The following is a 20,875-nucleotide window of genomic DNA, read 5'->3' as shown; positions in this document are numbered from 1 at the left end:
GCGGCGGGTTGGCTCGCCTGAGTCCGCACCCCCCACCGCGGTGGGTTGTGCCGCCGGCCCCCCCCCCCCCCCCCCCCCCCCCCGCCATCCCACGGACTGCCAGCTTTTGATTGAGACGTTGACGTTGACGTTGCGGGTGCAGGGCTGCAAGCCCTGCCAGCCCCCCCTCCAGCATCCATGTCCGAATCCGGCGAGTATCCCCGCCCTCACACGCCTAGACTGGCGCCATGGACACCGCCCTCGCCCTCGACACCGCCGCCTGCGACCGCGCCCGCCTGGCCCGCGACGCACGCTTCGACGGCGTGTTCTTCACCGCCGTGCGCAGCACCGGCATCTATTGCCGCCCCATGTGCCCGGCACCGCCGCCGAAGCCGCGCAACATCACTTACTACCCGACTGCGGCCGCTGCCGCGGCAGCCGGTTACCGCCCGTGCCTGCGGTGCCGCCCCGAGCTGGCACCGCAGGCGCAGCAGGCATTGGCCGGGCAGACCGTACAGCGCGCCTTGGCCCTGATCCATGGTGGCTTCCTGCAGGAACAGCCGGTAGCCGACCTCGCAGAGAAGATCGGACTCAGCGCGCGCCAGCTGCAGCGCCTGTTCGTCGAACATCTGGGCGCAACGCCAGGGCAGATCCACGCCACCCATCGGCTGCTGCTGGCCAAGCAGCTGCTGACCGAGACCACGCTGCCGGTGACCGACGTCGCGCTGGCCGCCGGCTACAACAGCCTGCGTCGTTTCAACACGGCCTTCCTGCAGGGCTGCGGCATGGCGCCGACCGCACTGCGTCGCCAGCACCAGCCGCTGGCCGCCGACGATGGCTGCCTGGTACTGCGTCTGGCATACCGGCCACCGCTGGATTTCCCGCGCATGCTGGCCTTCCTGCGCAAGCGCAGCCTGCCCGGCATCGAGCTGATCGGCGAAGACAGCTACCAGCGCGTGCTCGGCACGCCGGAGCGCCCCACCCTGCTGAGCGTCACCGCCGACCCGAAGCGCCCGGAACTGCGCCTGCAGCTGGGCGCGGTCGATCCGCGCCTGATCCCCGACATCGTCCGCCGTGTGCGTCGCGTATTCGATCTGGATGCCGACCTGCAGCAGGTCCACGCCGCACTGGATGAGGAACCCTTGCTGGCGCGTGGCATCGCCGAGCGCCCCGGGCTGCGCGTCCCCGGCGGCTGGGATGGCTTCGAGGTGGGCGTACGCGCCGTGCTCGGACAGCAGGTCAGCGTGGCCGCGGCCACCACCTTCGCGCGGCGGCTGGTGGATGCCTATGGCGCGCACCTGCCGGGCATGCCGCCGGAATTCGATCGCCAGTTCCCGGCCCCCGAGCTGCTGGCCGAAGCGCCGCTGGAATCGATCGGCCTGCCGCGCAGCCGCGCCGCCACCGTTCGCGCACTGGCCGCCGCCTGCGCCAGCGGCGCGCTCGACTTCGGGCCCGGTCAAGCACTGGAAGAGTTCGTTACGCGCTGCGTGGCACTGCCCGGCATCGGTCCGTGGACCGCGCAGTACATCGCCTTGCGCGGGCTCGGCCAGCCCGATGCCTTCCCCGCCGGTGACCTGGTACTGCAGCAGGTGCTCGGCCACGCGCAGGGCCAGCGCCTGAGCGAACGCGCCACCGAAGCACGCTCGCAACCGTGGCGCCCCTGGCGTGCCTATGCCGTGCTGCACCTGTGGCACCTGTCCGGCACTTTCGTTGGAGAACCGACATGACCTTGTTGTTCGACCGTTTCGACAGCCCGATCGGCGTGCTGACCATCGCCGGTGACGAGCGTGGCCTGTCCCACGTGCTGTTCCCGGAAAACCGCCACCCGGCACGCGGCCGCGACGACTGGCACTACGCGCCGGATGCGCTGCCGGAAGCACGCGAGCAGCTGTTGCAGTTCCTGCACGGCGAACGCAGCAGCTTTGACCTTGAGCTTGCGCCACGCGGCACGCCGTTCCAGCTGCGCGTGTGGCAGGCGCTGGCTCTGATCCCGTTCGGCCAGACCTGGAGCTACCTGCAGCTGGCGCAGCACCTGGGCCAACCCAGTGCGACCCGCGCCGTCGGCGCCGCCAATGGGCGCAATCCGCTGCCGATCATCCTGCCCTGCCATCGCGTGATCGGCAGCAACGGCGCGCTGACCGGCTTCGGTGGCGGACTGGAAACCAAGGCCGCGCTGCTGCGACTGGAACAACGCCAGGCCCCGCTGTTCGCCTGAGAGGGCTGGCCGGGCTGCGCCCGGCACCCGCAGAGGCTAGAGCAACAGCAACAGCGCGCTTCCTGCGCGGAGGCAGAGTGGGTCCGGTTGCAGGGGACGCTGCAAGTACGTCCCTGTAAGCTCGGTCGCGCCATCCATGGCGCTCACGCCCCTGCAACCGGACCCACCCCGCCTTCGACAGGTTCCTGCGATCTGTCGGGACGGCGCACTGCGCGGCTGCTGGTAGGTGTCGACCTTGGTCGACACGGTAGATCCGCGCCATGCGTGGATGGAAGCATCAGGAATATGTCTGGGGAAAAATCCCCTTCTTGTTGAAGGGGCACGCCGGCAGGCGCGGGGATAAGGAAAAATGCGCGGACACTGCGCGCGCTAGCGCGCCGTGTCTTGGGCGCGTCATTGCACCGGCTTATCATGCGCGGATGACTTCCGTACGCCTGACCTGCGCGCTGGCGCTGCTGCTGCCATTGGCCGCCTGCACCACCGCGCCCGCCCCTTCCGCCTCCGCTCCCATCGCTGTCGCTGCGGCTGCGCCGCCGAAGCTGCTGCTGATCTCCATCGACGGCCTGCGCGCCGATGCGCTGGACCGCGGCCTGACCCCCAACCTTCAGCGCCTGATCGACGGCGGCGTGCGTGCACGCTGGATGACCCCGTCCTATCCGTCGCTGACCTTCCCCAACCACTACACCATCGTCACCGGCCTGCGCCCGGACCACCACGGCATCGTCAACAACAGCATGGACGATGAAGCCCTAGGGCGGTTCGAGCTGAGCAACCGTGAGGCGGTCACCACCAGCGGCTGGTGGGGCGGCGAACCAATCTGGGTCGGCGCCGAGAACGCCGGGGTGCGTTCGGCCACCACCTCGTGGCCGGGCAGTGAATCGGAAATCCGTGGTGTGCGCCCAAGCCAATGGCGCGTGTACGACGGCAAGGAACCGCTGGAACAACGCGCGGGCACCGTGCTGGACTGGCTTGCACAGACCGATGCCGACGCACCGCAACTGACCACGCTGTACATGGAGCACGTGGACAAGGCCGGCCACAACTACGGCCCCGAATCGAAGCAGTACGCCGACGCCATCGTGCGCGCCGACCAGATCGTCGGCCAGGTGCTCGATGGACTGCAGCAGCGCGGCCTGGCCGCGACCACCAACGTGATCGTGGTCTCCGACCATGGCATGGCCAGCGTCCCGGTCGGCCAGGTGATCTCCACCGAATCAATGGCCGCCCCGGCCATCGCTCGCAACGTCAGCCAGGGCCAGTCGGTGGGTTTTGCGCCGTTGGCCGGTCACGAAGCCGCAGCCGAGCGCGCCCTGCTCGGTCGTCACGCGCACTACGAGTGCTGGAAGAAAGAGAACCTGCCGCCGCGCCTGCACTACGGCACCCACCCGCGCATTCCCGCCATTGTCTGCATGATGGATGAAGGCTGGGATGCCCTGCACCAGGAGAAGATCGCCAAGCGAGACCATCAGGATCGTGGCTCGCATGGCTACGACAATGCCCTGCCCTCCATGCGCGCGGTATTCGTGGCCAGCGGCCCGTCGTTCCGCCAAGGCCTGGTGATCGATGGCTTCGACAATGTCGACGTCTACCCGCTGCTGGCCGACCTGCTGCAGGTGCCGGCTGCACCGAACGACGGCAATCCGGAAACGCTGAAGAAAACCCTGCGCTGATCCGGTTGTAGAGCCGAGCCCACGCTCGGCTCGCCGGACAGGCATAAAAAAACGCGGCGCCAGGCGCCGCGTTTTTCGTTGAACCGGTCTGGGCCGGATCAGGCCTTGGCGACGGCCTTCTTCGCCACAGCCTTCTTCGCCGGAGCCTTGGCCACGGTCTTCTTGGCAACCGGAGCGGCGGCGCCTACGGCGACCTTGCTCGCGGTGTGCGAACGGGCGTTGCCGTAGCTGGCGTTGTAGCGCTTGCCCTTGGCGGTCTTGCGGTCACCCTTACCCATGTCTTCAACTCCTCAAATGTGAAATCTGGTTACCCCGTACTGACACGGGTTCGGCGGGGCCGCCTTGCTGGGCGCCCCCGCGCACGATCGAAAATCCTATCACGGAGCGCCTAGTGCGCGCAGCTGGCGTCGTGCACGTGACCGTGGTTGAGGCGCAGGTTGACCAGGTGGGCCACACCCACCAGCAGTCCGCCGATGGTCATCACCACCGCGTGCGGCACCGCATTGTGGTGCAGCGGGTCGTACAGCACGCCGGCCCACAACGCGACCAGGCCGGGAATCAGGAAGCCCAGCGCACGCAGCGCACCATGCCGGCGGTAGCCCCAGACCAGGCTGAACAGCCCGAGCAGGGTGACGAACACCACCAGCGCTTTTTCCACCCCATCGCTCAGCCAGAACGACAGGCCCAGCGACGGCGCCGCGGCCAGCAGCACGGGGATTACCGCGCAGTGCACCGCGCACAGCATCGAACCGGTGGCGCCGAAACGGTCTAGCAGGTGGCGCAGGCGTGAGGACAGGGACATGACTTCCAGCAGGGTCGGCGAATCGTTATGGAATAATATAACATCTGTTCCCGACCCGCACGGTTTCCCTCCCCCTGTCCCGCTGACGGGATACGTGCGCCCAGCGATTGATACACTGTAACAAAGGACCCGCTCCATGCCCGCCCACACCCCGCGGTTGAAGCCGCATTCCCTCGCTCTGGCCCTCGCCGCCCTGCTGCCTTCGGTTGCCTTTGCCGCCGGCGATGACAGCGCTCAGCGTGACCGCCACCTGACTGAACTGTCGTCGGTGCAGGTCACCGCGTCGCCACTGCAGGGCGATGCCGAATCGCTGGCGCGCCCGGTGGAGGTACTGGCCGGCGAACGCCTGGACGAGCAGAAGGCCGGCACCCTCGGCGATACCGTGGCCAAGCTGCCGGGCGTGCAGAGCACGTTCTTCGGCCCTGGCGTCGGCCGCCCGATCATCCGCGGCCAGGAAGGCCCGCGCGTGGCCGTGCTGTCCAACGGCATGGGCAACATGGATGCGTCCACAGTCAGTGCCGACCATGCCACCAGCATCGAGCCGTTCCTGGCCGACCAGATCGAAGTGCTGAAGGGCCCGGCCACGCTGCTGTTCGGCAGTGGCGCCATCGGTGGCGCGGTCAATGTGGTGGATGGCCGCATCGCCCGCGAGCTGCCGGAGCGCCCGCTCAGCGGCCGCGCCGAGCTGCGCGGCAATTCGGTGAACAACGAGCGCAGCGGCATGTTCCGCCTCGATGGCGTCAGCGGCAATGTCGTGCTGCATGTGGACGGCCTGGTGCGCAATGGCGACGACTACCGCATTCCCGGCTATGCAGTGATCGACAGCCTTGAAGACCATCACGATCACGACCATGACCACGCGGGCGAAGAAGGCGAAGAACCGCGCCGCGGCCGCCTCGACAACAGCTCGATCCGCACCCGCGCCGGCGGCGTCGGCGCGACCTGGCTGGGCGACGGCGGCTACTTCGGCGTATCGGCCAGCACCTATCGCACCAACTACGGCATTCCCAATGGCGCGCACGTGCATGCCGATGGCGATGATCATGGCCATGACCACGGCCACGACCACGACCATGGCGATGAAGAGGAAGGCGGCGACGAGCATGACGTGCGCATCGACATGGTGCAGAACCGCTTCGAGACCAAGGCCGGCATCTACAACCCGGTCTCGTTCCTGAAGAACATCAATGCGCGCGTGGCCTACACCGACTACGAACACGTGGAGCTGGAAGCCGGCACGCCGTCCACCCGCTTCACCAACCGTGGCATCGAGGCGCGCCTGGAAGCCGTGCAGCAGCAGATCGGCGGCTGGGACGGCGCCTTCGGCCTGCAGTTCGGCAACAGTGATTTCGGTGCCAAGGGCGAAGAGGCGTTCGTTCCGGATACCGGCACGAAGAACATCGGCCTGTTCGTACTGCAGGAAAAGCAGTTCGGCCCGTTCAAGCTGGAACTGGGCGGCCGCCACGACCAGGTCAAGCTGGACCCGACCGGTGACTATCGCCGCCGCACCTTCGGCGCCACCAACCTGTCTGCGGCCGGCATCTGGAAGCTCAACGACACCGTCGACCTGCGCATCGGCGTGGACAGCTCCGAGCGTGCACCGACCAACGAAGAGCTGTATGCCGCCGGCGCACACATCGCCACCCGCTCGCTGGAAATCGGCGACGCCAACCTGAAGACCGAGCGCGGCCAGCGCGTGGAACTGGGTATCCACACCCACAGCGAACGCCTGGACTTCTCCGCGTCGGTCTACCAGACCAGGTTCAAGGACTTCATCTACCTGGCCGACACCGGCGTTACCGAGGGTCTGCCGGTCCGCGCCTGGACGCAGCAGGATGCGGTGTTCCGCGGTGCCGAAGCCGAAGCGCTGGTGCACCTGTTCGAAGGCGGCGCCGGTGACTGGGATCTGCGCCTGTTCGGCGACTACGTGAAGGCCAAGCTGGATGGCAGCGGCAGCCGCAACCTCGACATCGCCGTGCCGCATGGCGACCACAACCACAACTACAGCGTGGAGCTGGCCAACACCGGCTACCTGCCGCGCATCGCCCCGGCCCGCGTCGGCGCCGACCTGCGCTGGTCGAAGGACGGCTGGCGCGCCTCGGTCGGTGCGGTCCGCTACAGCCGCCAGAAGGATGTCGCCCAGAACGAAGCGCCGAGCGACGGCTACACCCTGGTCGACGCGCATCTGGCCTACCGCTGGGATCGCAACGCGAGCAACAGCTACGAGGTGTTCCTGGATGGCAGCAACCTGACCAACCGCGAAGTGCGTCCGCATACCTCGCTGCTGCGTGATTACTCGCCGCTGCCGGGCCGTGGTGTCGCATTCGGCATCCGCGCGTTCTTCTGATCGCGTAGTGGAGTCGGATCCCATTCCAGAGGAATGGGTTCTGACCCCAGCCTCAGCCCACGCATGGCGTGGATCCAATGCAAGCAGATCCGATGGGGCCTTCTGGCCCCCATCTCTTTGTGCAGCATCCATCACGCATTCGTCACAAAGATGTGCGTACCACAACAAGCGGACAATCCCGTCACTCAAAGTCTCGCCAATCGGACACTTTTGTCCGAAAATAATTCCATGACTGCCCAACGTGCCGATGCTGCTGCCCGCCGTGCCCTCATCCTCGACGCCGCCGATCATGTGTTCGGCCAACACGGTGTCACCGCCCCGCTGGACCTGGTGGTCGAACGCGCCCAGGTGGGCCGCGCCACCCTGTACCGCAACTTCCCCGACCGCACCGCGCTGATCCAGGCCCTGCTGCAACGTACGGTCGACCGTATCCGGCGCCAGGTCGAGCAGCTCGGCGACCGCGACGATGCCCTGTTCGAAGTGTTCGAGGGTATGGCCCAGCGCATCATCGATTCGCCGGCATTGGCCGATTACTGGCGCGCGGTGGATTCGGACGTGCCAGCCATGCGCACCGCGCGCGAGACCGTGCGCGATCTGCTGGAAGCACCGATCGCCCGTGCCAAGGCCGCCGGACTGTGCCGTGCCGACCTGGAGAAGACGGACATTTCACTGATCTCGGGCATGCTGGGCGCAGCCCTGCGCGGCAAGACCCGCGACGAGCGCGCCCACCTGGCCGGGCGTGCCCTGCAGCTGCTGCGCGGGGGTCTCCAGGGAGCAACCAGCGAGGCCCGCTGATGGTCCAGCCGTATCTGAAGCCGGTTCCGGATTGGGAGGAGCACGAGAAGCCGACCATGCCCGGTTCGGCGTCGATGCCCTGGCACCCACCGTATCGACGCGTGGCCTATGCACTGGTGTCGCTGCTGGTGGCGATCACCGGTGGCCTTGGCAATGCACTGGTCACCGCCAACCTGCCCTTCCTGCAGGGCCAGCTGGCACTGACGCCGACCCAGGGCAGCTGGCTGGTGGCGGCCTATGCAATGGTCAACGTCACGGCCAACCTGCTGGCCTTCAAGTTCCGCCAGCAGTACGGCATCCGCCTGTTCGCCGAGATCGGCCTGGGCCTGTACGCAGCACTGGCGGTGCTGCACCTGTTCGTTGGCAGCTTCGAGACCACGATGCTGACCCGTGCCGCCAGCGGCTTCGCTGGCGCCGCCTGTTCGACACTGGGCACGCTGTACATGCTGCAGGCGCTGCCACGACGGTTCACCGGCAATCTGCTGGTGGTTGGCGTGGGCCTCTCGCAGCTGGCGGTGCCGATCGCCTGGATCGTCTCGCCGGGCCTGGTCGATACCGGCCAGTGGCATCAGCTCTACTCGTTTGAAGCCGGGCTGGCCCTGTGCGCGTTCGCGGCGGTGGTGGTGCTGAAGCTGCCGCCCGGCATCCAGGTGAAAGCCTTCGAGCCGCTGGACTTCCTCACCTTCGCCCTGCTCGCCCCCGCCGTTGCCCTGCTGGTGATCGTACTGGCGCAGGGCTACACGCGCTGGTGGCTCAACACACCGTGGCTGGGCTGGGCGCTGATCGCCTCCATCGCGCTGACCACCGTCGCACTGATCATCGAACACTACCGGCGCAATCCGCTGCTGCAGATCCGTTGGCTGTCGACACTGCCGGTACTGCATTTCATCGTCGGTGCCTTCCTGATCCGCTTCCTCACCACCGAGCAGTCCTACGGCGTGGTCAACCTGATGCGCACGCTGGGCATGGGACCTGACCAGATGCGGCCGCTGTTCGTGGTGATCCTGGCCGGGGTGATCGTCGGCATCGCCGGCGCTTCGCTGACCTTCGGCCCGAAACGGCTGATCGCCCAGCTGCTGATGGCGATCCTGCTGCTGGGCGCCGCCGCGTTCTTCGACCAGCACCGCACCAGCCTGGACCGGCCGCACGACTTCTACGCCAGCCAGTTCCTGGCCTCGATCGGTGCCGGCATGTTCATGGGCCCACTGATCATGCTCGGCATCTCTGCCGCATTGAAACAAGGCGTGGACCACATGATCACCTTCCTGGTGACGCTGTCGATCACGCAGACCCTGGGCGGCCTGGCAGGTTCGGCAGTGCTGGGGACCTTCCAGCTGCATCGCGAGCAGCTGTATTCCAGCGCACTGACCAGCCAGCTCGACCCGGCCGATCCGGTGGTGGCACAGCGCCTGCGCCTCCAGCAGCAGCTGTACAGCGCGCAGATCACCGACCCGGTGCTGCGCAGCGCGCAGGGCAGCGCGCAGCTGGCGCAGACCACGCGCCGCGAAGCCAACGTGCGAGGCTTCAATGACGTGTTCACGCTGAGCGGATGGCTGGCGATCGGCTTCCTGTGCTGGTTGCTGCTGCTGTCGCTGCGCACCGCCGTGCTCAAGCAATGGCGCAAGCGCCACCCCACTTCCCCCGCTGCGGTCACGCCGGCCGCGCCCCGCTGAGTCCTCCTCCATGCCTCCCGTCCCGCCCCGCCCCGACGACATCGACGCCGACAACGTCACTCCACCGCCGCCGACCGATGCGGCGCCTGCGCCCACGCCCGCGACACCGGCTGCCGCGCCGAAGTACCTCAAGCCCAGCGCGCGCAGCGTGGTGGTGATGGTGGTGGTGGCCTTGCTGGGCATTGCGCTGATCCTGCGCGCCTGGCACCTGTGGCCGTTCACCAGCAGCGTGATGGTGACCGACAACGCCTATGTGCGCGGGCAGATCACAGTGATGGCGCCACAGGTGAACGGCTACGTGACCGAAGTGCTGGTGAAGGACTTCCAGCACGTAAGGGAGGGCGATCCGCTGCTGCGCATCGATGACCGCATCTACACGCAGCGTGTCGCCCAGGCGCAGGCAACGCTGGACAGCGCACGTGCGGCACTGGCCAACTCGGACCAGTCGCAGGCACAGAATCGTGCGCAGATCGCTTCGGCGCACGCCACGCTGTCGGCCGGCCAGGCCGAGCTGCAGCGTTCGCGCAATGAATTGAAACGCTACGAGGAACTGGCTGCGCAGCAACTGGTGTCGGTCAACGACCGCGACAAGTTCCGCACCACCCAGGCCTCGGCACAGGCCAGCGTGCAGCAGTCGCAGGCGCAGATCCGCATCGCCGAGGAAACGCTGGTGTCGACCCAGGTGGCGCGCAAGAGCCTGGAGGCCCAGGTGGAAAGTGCACAGGCACAACTGGAACTGGCGCGCATCGACCTGGCCAACACGGTGATCCACGCACCGCGCGACGGCCAGATCAGCGAAGCCAGCGTGCGCGTGGGCCAGTACGTCGCCGCCGGTTCGCAGCTGCTGTTCCTGGTGCCTGACACGCTATGGGTGGTGGCCAACTACAAGGAAGGCCAGACCTGGGGCATGGCGATCGGTCAGCCGGCCACGTTCTCGGTGGACGCGTTCCAGGGCCAGGTGCTGCGCGGCCGCGTGCAGGAGATCGCACCCGCCACAGGTTCGGAGTTCAGCGTACTGCGCCCGGACAACGCCAGCGGCAACTTCACCAAGGTGGTGCAACGGCTGCCGGTGCGGATATCGATCAATGAAGGTCAGACGCTGGCCGCGCAGCTGCGGCCCGGCATGTCGGTGATCGTGCGGGTGGATACCCGGTCCAAGCCGATGGACTAGGGTGCAGGCTGCTGACTGCCTTCACCCCATTGATCCGCTACCGTTGCGGATCTGGATCAGGATCGCTGGAAGACGATGAAATTCACGACACTGGCCAGGCGGGCGGCCAAGGACATGCTGGAAGCGGAAGATCTGATCGCCTTCGTGCAGGAGCACGGCGCCGAAGGTGGCGAGGAGATTGAGCGGCTGCGGATACTGCACGGTTGGCCGGATGATGGCCTGCTGGGCGATGGTAGCCGGGTCGTACCGTTCGGCGGCTGGGCCAAGGCCTGCACCGCCTGGGGACGCCAGGGCATTGAGGGCCTGCGCGATATGCTGGGTGACCCCCAGCTGGCAGTGTTCGCGCTCGGCACACTGGCCGATGTGGGTGGCCCCGCCGCCATTGCCATCCTGCTGGACTTTGCCGAACGCGCTGACTGGTCGCGTGCGGGCACACCGCGTGATCTGCCCTGCCAGGCGCTTTACTGCCTCAATACCGCGCTTTCGGGGAAGACCGGCGTTGAGGTTACACCCGGCATGCAGGCGTCGATGCTGCGTATCGCCAAGCTCATCTGGGACGCCAGGGTGCCCAATGTGCATTTCCTGGCGCAGGCACTGTATTTCGTGCGCCATGCCGACCCGGTACCAGCGCTCGCCTGGGTCGAGCAGTTGCGGGTGGACGACCCTGTACTGGTCGACGCACAGCGCAGCGCCCTGAAGCGTCTGAAAGAGCACGCCGCCCGGGACTGAGCGTGCGGCTCAGTCCGGGTACGCGCCGCGACTCAGCCCGCGCAGCGCGCGCAGAGGCCGTGCACTTCCAGGGTCTGCGCCTGCGGCTGGAAGCCCAGCTCCTTGGCGCGCTTCTCCAGCTGGGTGACGATCTCGCGGTCTTCCAGCTCCACAGCACTGTGGCAGCTGTTGCAGATCAGGAACGGCACCGAGTGCGCGGCACTGCTGGGATGGTGGCAGGCCACGAAGGCATTGACCGATTCCAGCTTGTGCACGAAGCCATTGGCCATCAGGAAGTCGAGCGCGCGGTAGACGGTGGGCGGGGCGTCAGCGCCCACGCCCTTGCCGTTGCGCACCCATTCCAGCAGCTCGTAGGCCTTGACCGGCTTGCCGGCCTCGGCGATCAGCTTCAGCACATTGGCGCGGATCGGGGTCAGGCGCAGCCCGCGTTCGCGCGAGACGCGCTCGACCACCGCCACGAAATCCGATGCGTCGTGGACGTGGTGGTGCGGGGCGGTACAGGCAGTGGCGGTCTTGGCGGGCATGCGTGTTCTCCGGTTCGGGCCTGGCAAGGATGCCTCAGGCCGTTGCTACCTTGGTGATGGCCACATCAATGCGTTTCAAGGCCTGCTCGCGGCCGGCCAGGTAAACGGTATGGGAAATGTCAGGACTGACCTGGGTGCCGGTGATGGCCACGCGCAGCGGCTGGGCCACCTTGCCCATGCCGATTTCCAACGCTGCGGCCGCGTCGTGCAGGGCGACGCCCACCGACTCGGCGGTCCATTCCGGCAGGGCGGCCAGCAGCTCGCGGGCCTTGCCCAGCGCCACTTCGGCACCGGCCTTGAAGTGCTTGGCCACCGCCGCTTCGTCGTACTCGGTCAGCGGCTGGTACCAGACCACGGCCTTCTCGGCCATTTCCTTCAGGGTCTGCACGCGTTCACGCAGGGCGATCACCACGTCCTCCGGGGCGGGGCCGGCGGCCACGTCCAGGCCCAGCTTCTGCAGCTGGTAGACCAGGTGCGGCACGATCGCGGCCACGTCCTCGGTCTTCAGGAAGTGCTGGTTGACCCAGCCCAGCTTGGCCATGTCCAGGCGCGAGGCCTTGGAGTTGCAGTCCTTCACGTCGAACAGGTCGATCAGCTCCTGGCGGCTGAACAGCTCCTGGTCACCGTGCGACCAGCCCAGGCGGGCCAGGTAGCTCAGCAGCGCGTCCGGCAGGTAGCCGGCGTCCTTGTACTGCATCACGTCGGCCGCGCCGGTGCGCTTGGACAGCTTGGCGCCCTGCTCGTCCAGGATCATCGGCATGTGGCCGAACTTCGGCACCGGCGCGCCGATGCCTTCGTACAGGTTGATCTGGCGCGGAGTGTTGTTGATGTGGTCATCGCCGCGGATGACCTCGGTGATGCCCATGTCCCAGTCGTCCACCACCACCGCGAAGTTGTAGGTGGGGTAGCCGTCCGGGCGGAAGATGACCATGTCATCCAGCTCGCTGTTGGCGATCTCGATGCGGCCCTTGATCAGGTCGTCGAACACCACCGTGCCTTGCAGCGGGTTCTTGAAGCGGATGACGCGGTTCGGGTCGTCCTTGCGCGGCAGGTCCAGTTCGCGTGCAGCGCCGTTGTAGCGCGGCTTCTCCTGCCTGGCCATGGCGGCCTCGCGCATCGCGTCCAGCTCTTCGCGGGTCTCATAGGCGTAGTACGCCTTGCCGTCGGCCACCAGCTGCTCGGCCACTTCCAGGTAACGGGCGACGCGGTCGGTCTGGTAGATCGGGCCTTCGTCATAGTCCAGGCCCAGCCACTCCATCGCCTCCAGGATCGCGTCGATCGCGCCCTGGGTGCTGCGTTCACGGTCGGTGTCCTCGATGCGCAGCACGAACTCGCCGCCACGGTGGCGGGCCTCCAGCCAGCAGTACAGCGCGGTGCGGGCACCGCCGATGTGCAGGTAACCGGTGGGGCTGGGGGCGAAGCGGGTGCGGCAGGTCATGGACGGCTCGAGGAACGGGAATCCCCCGATTTTACCAGCCCACCGCCCCCGACGGAAAAAGGGGACGGAGGGGATTAAGTCGCGATTGCCCAGCTCCTGGGGCTGCGACCGGGAAACGGAGGGGAGAAACGACTTAATCCCCTCCGTCCCCTTTTACGGTTCTACCTTGCGCGGGAAGGACTGCTCGCGCATCGCGGCGTTGTAGGCGAACGAGGCGACGATGGCCGCGGCCTGCTTCAGGTCTTCCGGTTCGGCGTGGTCCCAGGTGTCCAGGTGGCTGTGGTGGACGTTGGTGAAGTAGTCCAGCCGGTCCTGGATGAACTGGAAGCCCGGCAGGCCGATGCGGTCGAAGCTGATGTGGTCGGTGCTGCCGGTGTTGCGGGTGGCCACGGTGGTGGCGCCGACGTCATGGAACGGGGCCAGCCAGGCTTCGAAGATCGGCATCGCCGCCAGGTTTTCCTGTGCATAGATGCCACGGAAGCGGCCCGAGCCGTTGTCCATGTTGAAGTAGACCTGGAACTTGCCGTAGTCGCGGGTCTTCTGCAGCGCGCCGGTCGGCTCGCGCAGCGAGGCCGGCAGCGCCTTCTGCGCCGGATCGGTGGGTTCCGGGAAACGGCCGAAGTGCTTGGCCACATAGGCCTGCGAGCCGATCAGGCCCTGCTCCTCGCCGCTCCACAGCGCCACGCGGATGGTGCGCTTGGGCTTGGCGCCGGTGGCCTTGAGGATGCGCATCGCTTCCATCATCACCGCCACGCCGGCCGCGTTGTCGGCCGCACCGGTACCACTGTGCCAGGAATCCAGGTGCGCGCCGATCATCACCACTTCATCGGGCCTGCTGCTGCCGCGGATCTCGGCCAGCGTGTTGTAACCCGGCTGGTCGGCCTCGTCGGTGAAGCGCGCAGCCACATCCACGCGCAGGCGCACGGTCTGCTTGGCCTCCAGCGCGCGCACCAGCGGATTGAAGTGTTCGCTGATCATCGCCAGTTCGGGGATGCCCACCGATTCACCGGCCTTGCGCGAGCCGCCACCGGCAACGCGGATGATGCCGTTGTCCCAGCTGCTGATGCTGATCGAGGCCAGCGCGCCTTCTTCCACGAAGAACGCATTGACCTTGGTCGCCAGCTGCTGGCGTTCCTGGTATTCCTTGACCCGCTTCGCACGCTCGGCGGTGGCGTCCTTGTCCTTGGGCAGGGTGAACTCCTGCAGGCCCTCCAGCGAGGTGGCGTCGTGGCGGTGCGAATCCGCCTCGGTGCCGCGCTTGTACTCGCGCGCCTCGCCCAGCAGCAGGATCTTGCCGCGCAGCTTGCCGCGGTACTTCTCGATGTCCTCGGGCTTCTTGATCTCGACCTGCACCAGCTCGCCTTCAACCGGGCCCTTGGTACCAGGGGTCCAGGCCTTGGGCAGCGCATGCAGCGGCTGCACGCGGTCACCGAGCATCTCTACGCTGGCCGAAGTGAACTCCCAGCCACGCCCGAAGTCGTCGAAGGCTTCGTCGTGGACGTTGTCCAGCTTCCATTCGTTGAACTTGCCACGCGTCCACGCATTGGCGCGGCCCATCGCCGGCGAGTTGGTCAGGCGCGGACCGATGCGTTCGGTGAGGTAGCTGAAGGTGTCCATCACCTGCGAACGGTGGAAGGCCTCCTGGCGGATGCGGCTGACCATGTCCAGGTCCACCGGCTCGCGCTGCTGCGCGCCTGCATTGCCACCCATCGCCAGCGCTGCGGCCAGCATGCCCCACTTCAACACATCGCACCCCTGCCCTTCGGCTCGATCATCAACCCATCGAGTCTAGCCAGCAGGGGCGCGCGGATACCGTCCCATCGGTCATGGACAGCGACAGTAGATCCACGCCATGCGTGGATGAACAACCGAATCATCCACTCCATCCCAGCCACAACTGCGCCCGCTCGGGCAGCAGCAGCAACCAGTGCCGCCGGTCGATGCTGCTGCAGCCGTACACCGCCGCGTGTGCCGGCCAGCCATCCGGAAGGCCGCCGATACCTATCTCGGCCAGCGCCTCCGCCCCGGCCTTCCATGGCCGGTAGCGCGGCACCCTGCCGGCCAGCGCACCGCGTCCCTGCCGTGCGCCCTGCAGCCAGGCCAGTCCCTGGCCCTGCAGTCCCTCGCAGGTCGCCGCCGCCAGCTGGAAGCGGACCAGGCCGGGGGCGATCCGTGCCCCCGGCAGGGCCGCCAGCACGCCATGTGCCTGCAGCAGCGCATCCACTTCCAGCAGGGCCGGAATGCCCTGCCGTGCCCGTTGCCGCAATCCCTGGCGCCAGCTCATGGCGTGCTCCTTACTTCAGTTCCGCGCCAAGCGCGTACCAGTCCACCCGGCGGGTCACCCACATCGCCAGCGCCAGGATCACGAACAGCAGCAGTGAACCCATCAGCAGCGCGTTGTTCTCCGACACCAGCAGGCCATACAGCGCGCCATACAACACGGTCAGCAGCGCAGCGAAGCCGAGGCCGCGCTTCCAGTGGCCCAGCACGTTGGCCAGGTACACCGCCTGTAGGCCGATACAGGCCACCGCCGAGACCAGGTAGGCCTTCCAGAACGCGATGTGCTCGGACAGGCTGATCAGCAGCAGGAAGAAGATCGCCAGCGCCAGGCCCACCATGAGGTACTGCAGCGGGTGGATGCGCAGCGACCTGATCAGCTCGAACAGGATGAAGCCGACGAAGGTGAGCAGCACGAACAGCACGCCGTATTTCGAGGCACGGTCGGCCTGGGTGTAGGCATCGACCGGATCAACCAGTGACACCGTCACCGCCTGCGACTCGACCGCACCATCATTGCGCAGCTGTCGCTGTGCATCGGAGGCCAGCGAAGACACCGCCCAGCGCGCATCGAAGCCCTGTGCGTCGACGCGACGCTCGTTGGGCAGGAACGCACCGCTGAATGACGGATGCGGCCAGCTCGAACGCAGTGCGATCTTGGTGTCATCGCCCACCGGCACCACCGACAGCATGCGGCTGCCATCCAGGCGCAGCTCGAGTTCGACGGTGCTGGCAGCCAGCGTGCCGCCATGGTCTTCGGCGAATCCGGCCACCGGTGCGTGCAGGCCTCGCCCCACCTCGCTGGCCGCACCAACGCCAGGCAGCAGGCGCAGCTGCTTGCCATCCACGCGCAGGTTCGGCGTACCGACCAGGCCACGCACATCGGAAATGCCCACCGCCACATACGGCTGGCCATAGCTGCGGCCGGCCTTCACCGGATAGTCGTCTGCAGCGAACGTCGCCTTCATCTGGCCGTTCCAGCTGTACACCGGCACCTTGAACAGGCCGACCTCACGCTGGCTCGGCAGCATCTCGCCGCCCACCTCCAGCGACGCCGGCATCTGCAGCCAGTGCCCCTCGGTGACCTGCACCTCGGTCTTCTTGACGCCCAGCGGGTCGACCAGTTCAACCTGCTTGCGTTCCACCCACGGCACCACCCGCACCGGGCCCACCAGCTGCTGTGCACCGGCGCGGCTGTCGGCCACCCGTGAGAAGGCCTCGTCGCGGTACGCGCTACGTTCGTTGATGACCCCGCGGATCATCGTCAGCGGCACCAGCAGCAGCAGGATCAGCCCGCCGACAATGGCGAACCGCAGCAGCATCTTCAGGGATTTCATGGTCCATCCTCGTTGGAGAGGGCTGCAGGATGGACCGCCGCGGTGAGCAGGGTTTGTGGCGAATTTGAAGCGAGTGTGAAGTCAGCGGCGCGGGCGCTGGCCTGGCACACCCAAAGGCAGCCACAGGCTGGCCACGGTGCCGCCGCCCTCGCGGATATCCACGCTGGCACGCCCATCATGCAGGCGCGCGACCTCCTGCACGAACGGCAGGCCCAGGCCGGAGCTGCGCCGCCCGCTGCCGGGGCGGGCCAACGAATAGAAGCGCTCGAACACCCGCTCACGCGCGTAGTCGGGAATGCCGGCGCCACGGTCGGCCACCTGCAGGCGCACGCCCTGCCCGTCCACCTCGGCCTGCAGCGCGATCTCCGCGCCGGCCGGCGAGAAGGCAATCGCGTTGTCGATCAGGTTGTGCAGTGCCTGCCGCAGCAGGTAGGCGTCGCCCTGCACCCGCAGGTCGGGCACGCTGCCGATGCGGACCTGCACGCCGGCCGCCTGCGCGCGCACCTGCGCGGCCGCCGCCGCATCGGCCAGCAATGCCGGCAGCGCGATCGGGTCACGCGTCTGCAGCCAGCCGTGCTGTTCCACTTCGGCCAGCGCCAGCAGCTTGTCGATGGTCTCGGTCAGCCGCTCCTGCTGGTCGACGATGCTGCGGGCGAAATGCACGCGATCGGCCTCCGGCAATGGCTCCTGCAGCAGCTCGGCGGCACCGCGGATCGCCGCCAGCGGGCTCTTCATCTCGTGCGTCAGCGACTGCACGTACTGCTCGACGTAGGCCTTGCCTTCGAGCTTCTGGCGCATCGTTTCCAGCGCCTGGCCGAGATCGCCGATCTCGTCGCGGCGGCGCCGTGGTGGTGGCACCGGTTCGCCCGCGCTGACCGCGCGTGCATAGCGGCTGAGCTGGCCGAGGCCGGTGGTCAGCCACATCGTCACCAGCACGCCGACCAGCGCCGACAGCCCGATCAGCCACGCACCACGCTCGATGATGGCGCGCTGGCTGGCAGCGATGAACGGATCGATGCTGCGGTTCGGCTGGGCCAGGCTGAGCACGCCGATCAGCGTGCGGCCGTCGGCCGGGTCATATACCGGCGCCGCCACATGCATCACCGTATCGCCCTCTTCGCCGGCAATCTCGGGGCTGGAACGCGCGCCGTACTCACCGCGCAGGGTGCGGTAGACATCGTTCCAGCGCGAATTGTCGCGGCCCAGGTCACGACCCAGCGAGTCGTAAATGACGATGCCCTTGGCATCGGTGATGGTCACCCGGTAATCCAGCGAGCGCTTGGGGAAACGCCAGACCATTGCCTTCAGGTCGCGCTGCCGCGCCTTGGCCAGGTTGCGGGTGAAGCTGCCGCTGCGGATGGTGCCGTCCTTGACGTCGGCGGCGGCCATCTCGGCCAGCACGTTGGCCGCATCGACCAGGGTCGATTCCATCGCCTGGCGCACACCGGGCTTCACCTCGTTGACGAACACGCGCATCACGAAGAACGCGGCGATGCCGGTGATCAGGAAGAAGCCGAGGAACAGCTTCAGTACCAGGCGCATCGGCTAGACCTCCAGCGCGTAGCCGAGGCCACGGTGGGTGCGGATCGGGTCGTCGCTGGCACCGGCCGCGCGCAGCTTGGCGCGCAGCGTCTTGACGTGGGTGTCGACGGTGCGGTCGGCACTGTCGGCACTGCTGTCCCAGCCCCGGTCCATCAGCTGCGCGCGGCTGAGGATGGCACCCGGGCGCTGCAGCAGCGCTTCCAGCAGTGCGTACTCATAGCGGGTCAGGTCCAGCGCATGGCCGCGGAAGCGGATGCGCCGGCCCTCGCGGTCAATGGCGAACGCGCCATGCTCCTGCCAGCCCGCATCGGCGCTGGGCGCTGCGACGACCGGCGCCGCACGGCGCAGGCGTGCACGCACCCGTGCGACCAGCTCGCGCGGCGAGAACGGCTTGGTCATGTAGTCGTCGGCGCCCAGCTCCAGGCCGAGCACGCGGTCCACTTCGTCGTTGCGCGCGGTCAGGAAGATCACCGGCAGCTGCGCCGCCGGCCCCGGCTGCGCACGCAGCCGCCGGCAGACCTCGAAGCCGCCAAGATCGGGCAGGCCCACGTCCAGCACCAGCACATCGATATCGCCGGCCTGCAGCCGCTGCAGGGCCTCACCGCCCAACAGGCAGTGACTGGCGGCATAGCCCTCGCTGCGCAGCGCATAGAGCACGGTTTCGGCGATGGCGGCTTCGTCCTCGACCACCAGGACATGGGCAACAGGAGCTGTCATGGCGCGCAGCATAGCCGCTGCGGCCGCCGCCCCGTACACTGCCGCCCATGAACTATCGCCACGCCTTCCATGCCGGCAACCACGCCGATGTGCTCAAGCACATCGTGCAGCTGGCCCTGATCGACAGCTTCAAGCGCAAGGACAGCCCGTTCTTTGTGCTCGACACCCACGGCGGCGCCGGCCGCTACCTGCTGGCCAGCGAAGAGAGCCGCAAGACCCTCGAGGCTGAATCCGGGATCATGCGGCTGATGGCCCAGCCCAAGCTGCCGGAGGTGGTCGAGCGCTATCTGAAGGCGGTGCAGGCCGATAATCCGGTGGGCGCCCTGACCAACTACCCGGGCTCGCCGCTGCTGAGCGCGCAGGCGATGCGCGCGCAGGACCGCATGGCGGTCTGTGAGCTGCAGGAAGCCGAAACGGCCACGCTGAAGGCCCTGTTCGCCCATGACAGCCGCGTCGACGTGCGGGCGGGCGATGGCTATGCGCTGCTGCGCTCGCTGCTGCCGCCGAAGTTCAACGGCAGCAAGATCGGCCGCGGCCTGGTGCTGATCGACCCGCCCTACGAGGCCCAGGACGCCGAATACCAGGCCGTCCTGGCCGCGCTGGCCGAGACCCTGGCGCGCTGGCCGCAGGCTACCTGCGCGGTGTGGTTCCCGATCAAGCAGCGCCGCACCATCCTGCACTTCCTGCGCAAGGCCACCGCCCTGCCGGTGAAATCGGCGATGACGATCGAGTTCCTGGTGCGGCCGGACGACTCGCCGCTGCGCCTCAACGGCAGCGGCATGCTGCTGCTCAACCCGCCCTGGCAGTTCGACCGGGTGGTCGGCCCGGCCCTGCCGGCGCTGCGCCAGCACCTGGGTGAACCCGGTGCCAGCACCCGCCTGGATTGGCTCAAAGCCCCCGAATAACGGCCTTCACGAGGCTGTACCGCTGTGAGCCTTTCGTTCACGGAATGCAGCCCCGGTGATGCCACAATCGATGGACCACCAAGGAATCACCCGGTATGGCCACTCGCAACCGCATGCCGCCCTGGCATGAGATCTTCAAGGCTCCCAGCGGCCACGAGCTGCTGATCCGCCCCATCCGCCCGGAAGATGGCGCGCCGCTGCAAGCGGCGTTCAGCCTGTTCGGGCCGGAAGAAATCCGTGATCGTTTCCTGCAGGCGGTGACCGAGCTGTCGCCGGAAACCACCCAGCGCCTGACCCACCCGAATCCCAAGACCGAGATCACCCTGGTCGCAGCCGAATCCCTGCCCGCTGGCGAAGCGGTGGTCGGCGCGGTCGCCCGGGCCTCGATCATCCCCGGTACCCGTGAAGCCGAGTACGCGATCCTGATCAGCCGCTTCCTCATTGGCCAGGGCCTCGGCCGGCAGCTGATGCGCAAGCTGGTGAAGTGGGGCCGCGGCAAGTACCTGGACCGTCTTTACGGCGACGTTGCCGCCGAGAACGAGCCGATGAAGCAGCTGGCCGCCTCGCTGGGCTTCAAGCCGGTCCCGCACCCGACCGGTGCCGAAGGCCTGGTGCGGATGGTGCTGGAGCTGGACAACTGATGGATGCGCCGGGCATCGCCCGGCGCGTCATTCCGGTAGTGCCGGCCGCTGGCCGGCATTGCGTTCCCCCAACCGCACATGAGGCGGCCGGCCAACGGCCGGCACGACTCGCC

At 67.6% G+C, this 20,875-nt stretch carries 19 protein-coding genes; 10 read left to right on the top strand and 9 right to left on the bottom strand.

Features of this window, described 5'->3' with window-relative positions:
* Positions 1–227: 227 nt before the first annotated feature.
* From ABE423_RS07585 to ABE423_RS07575, 3 genes are all read left to right on the top strand, one after another.
* Complete coding sequence (locus ABE423_RS07585) at positions 228–1,706, top strand: AlkA N-terminal domain-containing protein (RefSeq protein WP_346485637.1); 1,479 nt, start codon at positions 228–230, stop codon at positions 1,704–1,706.
* On the top strand, positions 1,703–2,194 hold the full coding sequence (locus ABE423_RS07580; RefSeq protein WP_012510484.1) for a methylated-DNA--[protein]-cysteine S-methyltransferase: 492 nt from the start codon (positions 1,703–1,705) through the stop codon (positions 2,192–2,194). Before ABE423_RS07585 ends, ABE423_RS07580 begins: the two co-directional genes overlap by 4 nt.
* A 419-nt stretch (positions 2,195–2,613) precedes the next feature.
* Positions 2,614–3,864: an ectonucleotide pyrophosphatase/phosphodiesterase gene (locus ABE423_RS07575; RefSeq protein WP_346485634.1), complete on the top strand. Its 1,251-nt coding sequence runs from the start codon at positions 2,614–2,616 to the stop codon at positions 3,862–3,864.
* Positions 3,865–3,962: 98 nt separating this feature from the next.
* Here ABE423_RS07575 and ABE423_RS07570 read toward each other — a convergent pair whose 3' ends face one another.
* Positions 3,963–4,142 carry a 30S ribosomal protein THX gene (locus tag ABE423_RS07570; protein ID WP_004150462.1) on the bottom strand — a complete coding sequence of 60 codons (180 nt, stop codon included), beginning with the start codon at positions 4,140–4,142 and terminating at the stop codon, positions 3,963–3,965.
* Positions 4,143–4,252: 110 nt separating this feature from the next.
* The gene (locus ABE423_RS07565) at positions 4,253–4,666 is read right to left on the bottom strand and encodes a MerC domain-containing protein (protein WP_125895775.1); all 414 of its coding nucleotides are present in this window, start codon (positions 4,664–4,666) and stop codon (positions 4,253–4,255) included.
* 136 nt (positions 4,667–4,802) lie between these two features.
* Here ABE423_RS07565 and ABE423_RS07560 point away from each other — a divergent pair, with 136 nt between their 5' ends.
* The 5 genes from ABE423_RS07560 (at position 4,803) to ABE423_RS07540 (ending at position 11,381) form a co-directional block, all read left to right on the top strand.
* Positions 4,803–7,013, top strand: a complete 2,211-nt coding sequence (locus tag ABE423_RS07560) for a TonB-dependent receptor (RefSeq protein ID WP_346485632.1) — start codon at positions 4,803–4,805, stop codon at positions 7,011–7,013.
* A 228-nt stretch (positions 7,014–7,241) separates the two neighbouring features.
* On the top strand, positions 7,242–7,808 hold the full coding sequence (locus ABE423_RS07555; protein WP_010483118.1) for a TetR/AcrR family transcriptional regulator: 567 nt from the start codon (positions 7,242–7,244) through the stop codon (positions 7,806–7,808).
* Entirely contained in the window at positions 7,808–9,481 is a 1,674-nt protein-coding gene (locus tag ABE423_RS07550) for an MFS transporter (protein ID WP_182267482.1), read from the top strand. The genes ABE423_RS07555 and ABE423_RS07550 overlap by 1 nt, the downstream gene beginning before the upstream one ends.
* A gap of 10 nt (positions 9,482–9,491) precedes the next feature.
* Positions 9,492–10,652 (top strand): HlyD family secretion protein, encoded by a 1,161-nt coding sequence (locus ABE423_RS07545; RefSeq protein ID WP_125895777.1) that lies wholly within the window; start codon positions 9,492–9,494, stop codon positions 10,650–10,652.
* 75 nt (positions 10,653–10,727) lie between these two features.
* Positions 10,728–11,381 (top strand): hypothetical protein, encoded by a 654-nt coding sequence (locus tag ABE423_RS07540; protein WP_346485629.1) that lies wholly within the window; start codon positions 10,728–10,730, stop codon positions 11,379–11,381.
* A 32-nt stretch (positions 11,382–11,413) separates the two neighbouring features.
* Here ABE423_RS07540 and ABE423_RS07535 read toward each other — a convergent pair whose 3' ends face one another.
* The 7 genes from ABE423_RS07535 to creB form a co-directional block, all read right to left on the bottom strand.
* Positions 11,414–11,905, bottom strand: coding sequence for a Fur family transcriptional regulator (locus ABE423_RS07535; RefSeq protein ID WP_004150412.1), 492 nt, complete (start codon positions 11,903–11,905; stop codon positions 11,414–11,416).
* Positions 11,906–11,939: 34 nt separating this feature from the next.
* Entirely contained in the window at positions 11,940–13,343 is a 1,404-nt protein-coding gene (gene gltX / locus ABE423_RS07530; protein WP_346485627.1) for a glutamate--tRNA ligase, read from the bottom strand.
* Between the two features lie 153 nt (positions 13,344–13,496).
* The gene (locus tag ABE423_RS07525) at positions 13,497–15,074 is read right to left on the bottom strand and encodes a M20/M25/M40 family metallo-hydrolase (RefSeq protein WP_121503870.1); all 1,578 of its coding nucleotides are present in this window, start codon (positions 15,072–15,074) and stop codon (positions 13,497–13,499) included.
* Positions 15,075–15,216: 142 nt separating this feature from the next.
* On the bottom strand, positions 15,217–15,627 hold the full coding sequence (locus ABE423_RS07520; protein ID WP_125895780.1) for a hypothetical protein: 411 nt from the start codon (positions 15,625–15,627) through the stop codon (positions 15,217–15,219).
* A gap of 10 nt (positions 15,628–15,637) precedes the next feature.
* A complete protein-coding gene (gene creD, locus ABE423_RS07515) occupies positions 15,638–16,957 on the bottom strand; it encodes a cell envelope integrity protein CreD (protein ID WP_110711667.1) in 1,320 nt (439 codons plus the stop codon).
* A gap of 81 nt (positions 16,958–17,038) precedes the next feature.
* Positions 17,039–18,499, bottom strand: coding sequence for a two-component system sensor histidine kinase CreC (gene creC, locus ABE423_RS07510; RefSeq protein ID WP_125895781.1), 1,461 nt, complete (start codon positions 18,497–18,499; stop codon positions 17,039–17,041).
* 3 nt (positions 18,500–18,502) lie between these two features.
* On the bottom strand, positions 18,503–19,228 hold the full coding sequence (gene creB / locus ABE423_RS07505) for a two-component system response regulator CreB (RefSeq protein WP_080355454.1): 726 nt from the start codon (positions 19,226–19,228) through the stop codon (positions 18,503–18,505).
* Between the two features lie 35 nt (positions 19,229–19,263).
* Between creB and rlmJ the strand changes: the two genes are divergently transcribed.
* Positions 19,264–20,121: a 23S rRNA (adenine(2030)-N(6))-methyltransferase RlmJ gene (rlmJ, locus tag ABE423_RS07500; protein ID WP_024958156.1), complete on the top strand. Its 858-nt coding sequence runs from the start codon at positions 19,264–19,266 to the stop codon at positions 20,119–20,121.
* A gap of 95 nt (positions 20,122–20,216) precedes the next feature.
* A complete protein-coding gene (locus ABE423_RS07495) occupies positions 20,217–20,762 on the top strand; it encodes a GNAT family N-acetyltransferase (protein ID WP_004150340.1) in 546 nt (181 codons plus the stop codon).
* Positions 20,763–20,875: the final 113 nt, after the last annotated feature.

This window comes from Stenotrophomonas sp. TWI1409 (assembly GCF_039673015.1).
Taxonomy (GTDB): domain Bacteria; phylum Pseudomonadota; class Gammaproteobacteria; order Xanthomonadales; family Xanthomonadaceae; genus Stenotrophomonas; species Stenotrophomonas maltophilia_A.
This window is presented reverse-complemented; position numbering and strand designations above follow the sequence as displayed.

Coding starts and splice junctions, on each gene's coding strand:
- ABE423_RS07585 (WP_346485637.1), top strand. CDS start 228: ATGGACACCGCCCTCGCCCTCGACACCGCCGCCTGCGACCGCGCCCGC.
- ABE423_RS07580 (WP_012510484.1), top strand. CDS start 1,703: ATGACCTTGTTGTTCGACCGTTTCGACAGCCCGATCGGCGTGCTGACC.
- ABE423_RS07575 (WP_346485634.1), top strand. CDS start 2,614: ATGACTTCCGTACGCCTGACCTGCGCGCTGGCGCTGCTGCTGCCATTG.
- ABE423_RS07570 (WP_004150462.1), bottom strand. CDS start 4,142: ATGGGTAAGGGTGACCGCAAGACCGCCAAGGGCAAGCGCTACAACGCC.
- ABE423_RS07565 (WP_125895775.1), bottom strand. CDS start 4,666: ATGTCCCTGTCCTCACGCCTGCGCCACCTGCTAGACCGTTTCGGCGCC.
- ABE423_RS07560 (WP_346485632.1), top strand. CDS start 4,803: ATGCCCGCCCACACCCCGCGGTTGAAGCCGCATTCCCTCGCTCTGGCC.
- ABE423_RS07555 (WP_010483118.1), top strand. CDS start 7,242: ATGACTGCCCAACGTGCCGATGCTGCTGCCCGCCGTGCCCTCATCCTC.
- ABE423_RS07550 (WP_182267482.1), top strand. CDS start 7,808: ATGGTCCAGCCGTATCTGAAGCCGGTTCCGGATTGGGAGGAGCACGAG.
- ABE423_RS07545 (WP_125895777.1), top strand. CDS start 9,492: ATGCCTCCCGTCCCGCCCCGCCCCGACGACATCGACGCCGACAACGTC.
- ABE423_RS07540 (WP_346485629.1), top strand. CDS start 10,728: ATGAAATTCACGACACTGGCCAGGCGGGCGGCCAAGGACATGCTGGAA.
- ABE423_RS07535 (WP_004150412.1), bottom strand. CDS start 11,905: ATGCCCGCCAAGACCGCCACTGCCTGTACCGCCCCGCACCACCACGTC.
- gltX (WP_346485627.1), bottom strand. CDS start 13,343: ATGACCTGCCGCACCCGCTTCGCCCCCAGCCCCACCGGTTACCTGCAC.
- ABE423_RS07525 (WP_121503870.1), bottom strand. CDS start 15,074: ATGCTGGCCGCAGCGCTGGCGATGGGTGGCAATGCAGGCGCGCAGCAG.
- ABE423_RS07520 (WP_125895780.1), bottom strand. CDS start 15,627: ATGAGCTGGCGCCAGGGATTGCGGCAACGGGCACGGCAGGGCATTCCG.
- creD (WP_110711667.1), bottom strand. CDS start 16,957: ATGAAATCCCTGAAGATGCTGCTGCGGTTCGCCATTGTCGGCGGGCTG.
- creC (WP_125895781.1), bottom strand. CDS start 18,499: ATGCGCCTGGTACTGAAGCTGTTCCTCGGCTTCTTCCTGATCACCGGC.
- creB (WP_080355454.1), bottom strand. CDS start 19,228: ATGCTGCGCGCCATGACAGCTCCTGTTGCCCATGTCCTGGTGGTCGAG.
- rlmJ (WP_024958156.1), top strand. CDS start 19,264: ATGAACTATCGCCACGCCTTCCATGCCGGCAACCACGCCGATGTGCTC.
- ABE423_RS07495 (WP_004150340.1), top strand. CDS start 20,217: ATGGCCACTCGCAACCGCATGCCGCCCTGGCATGAGATCTTCAAGGCT.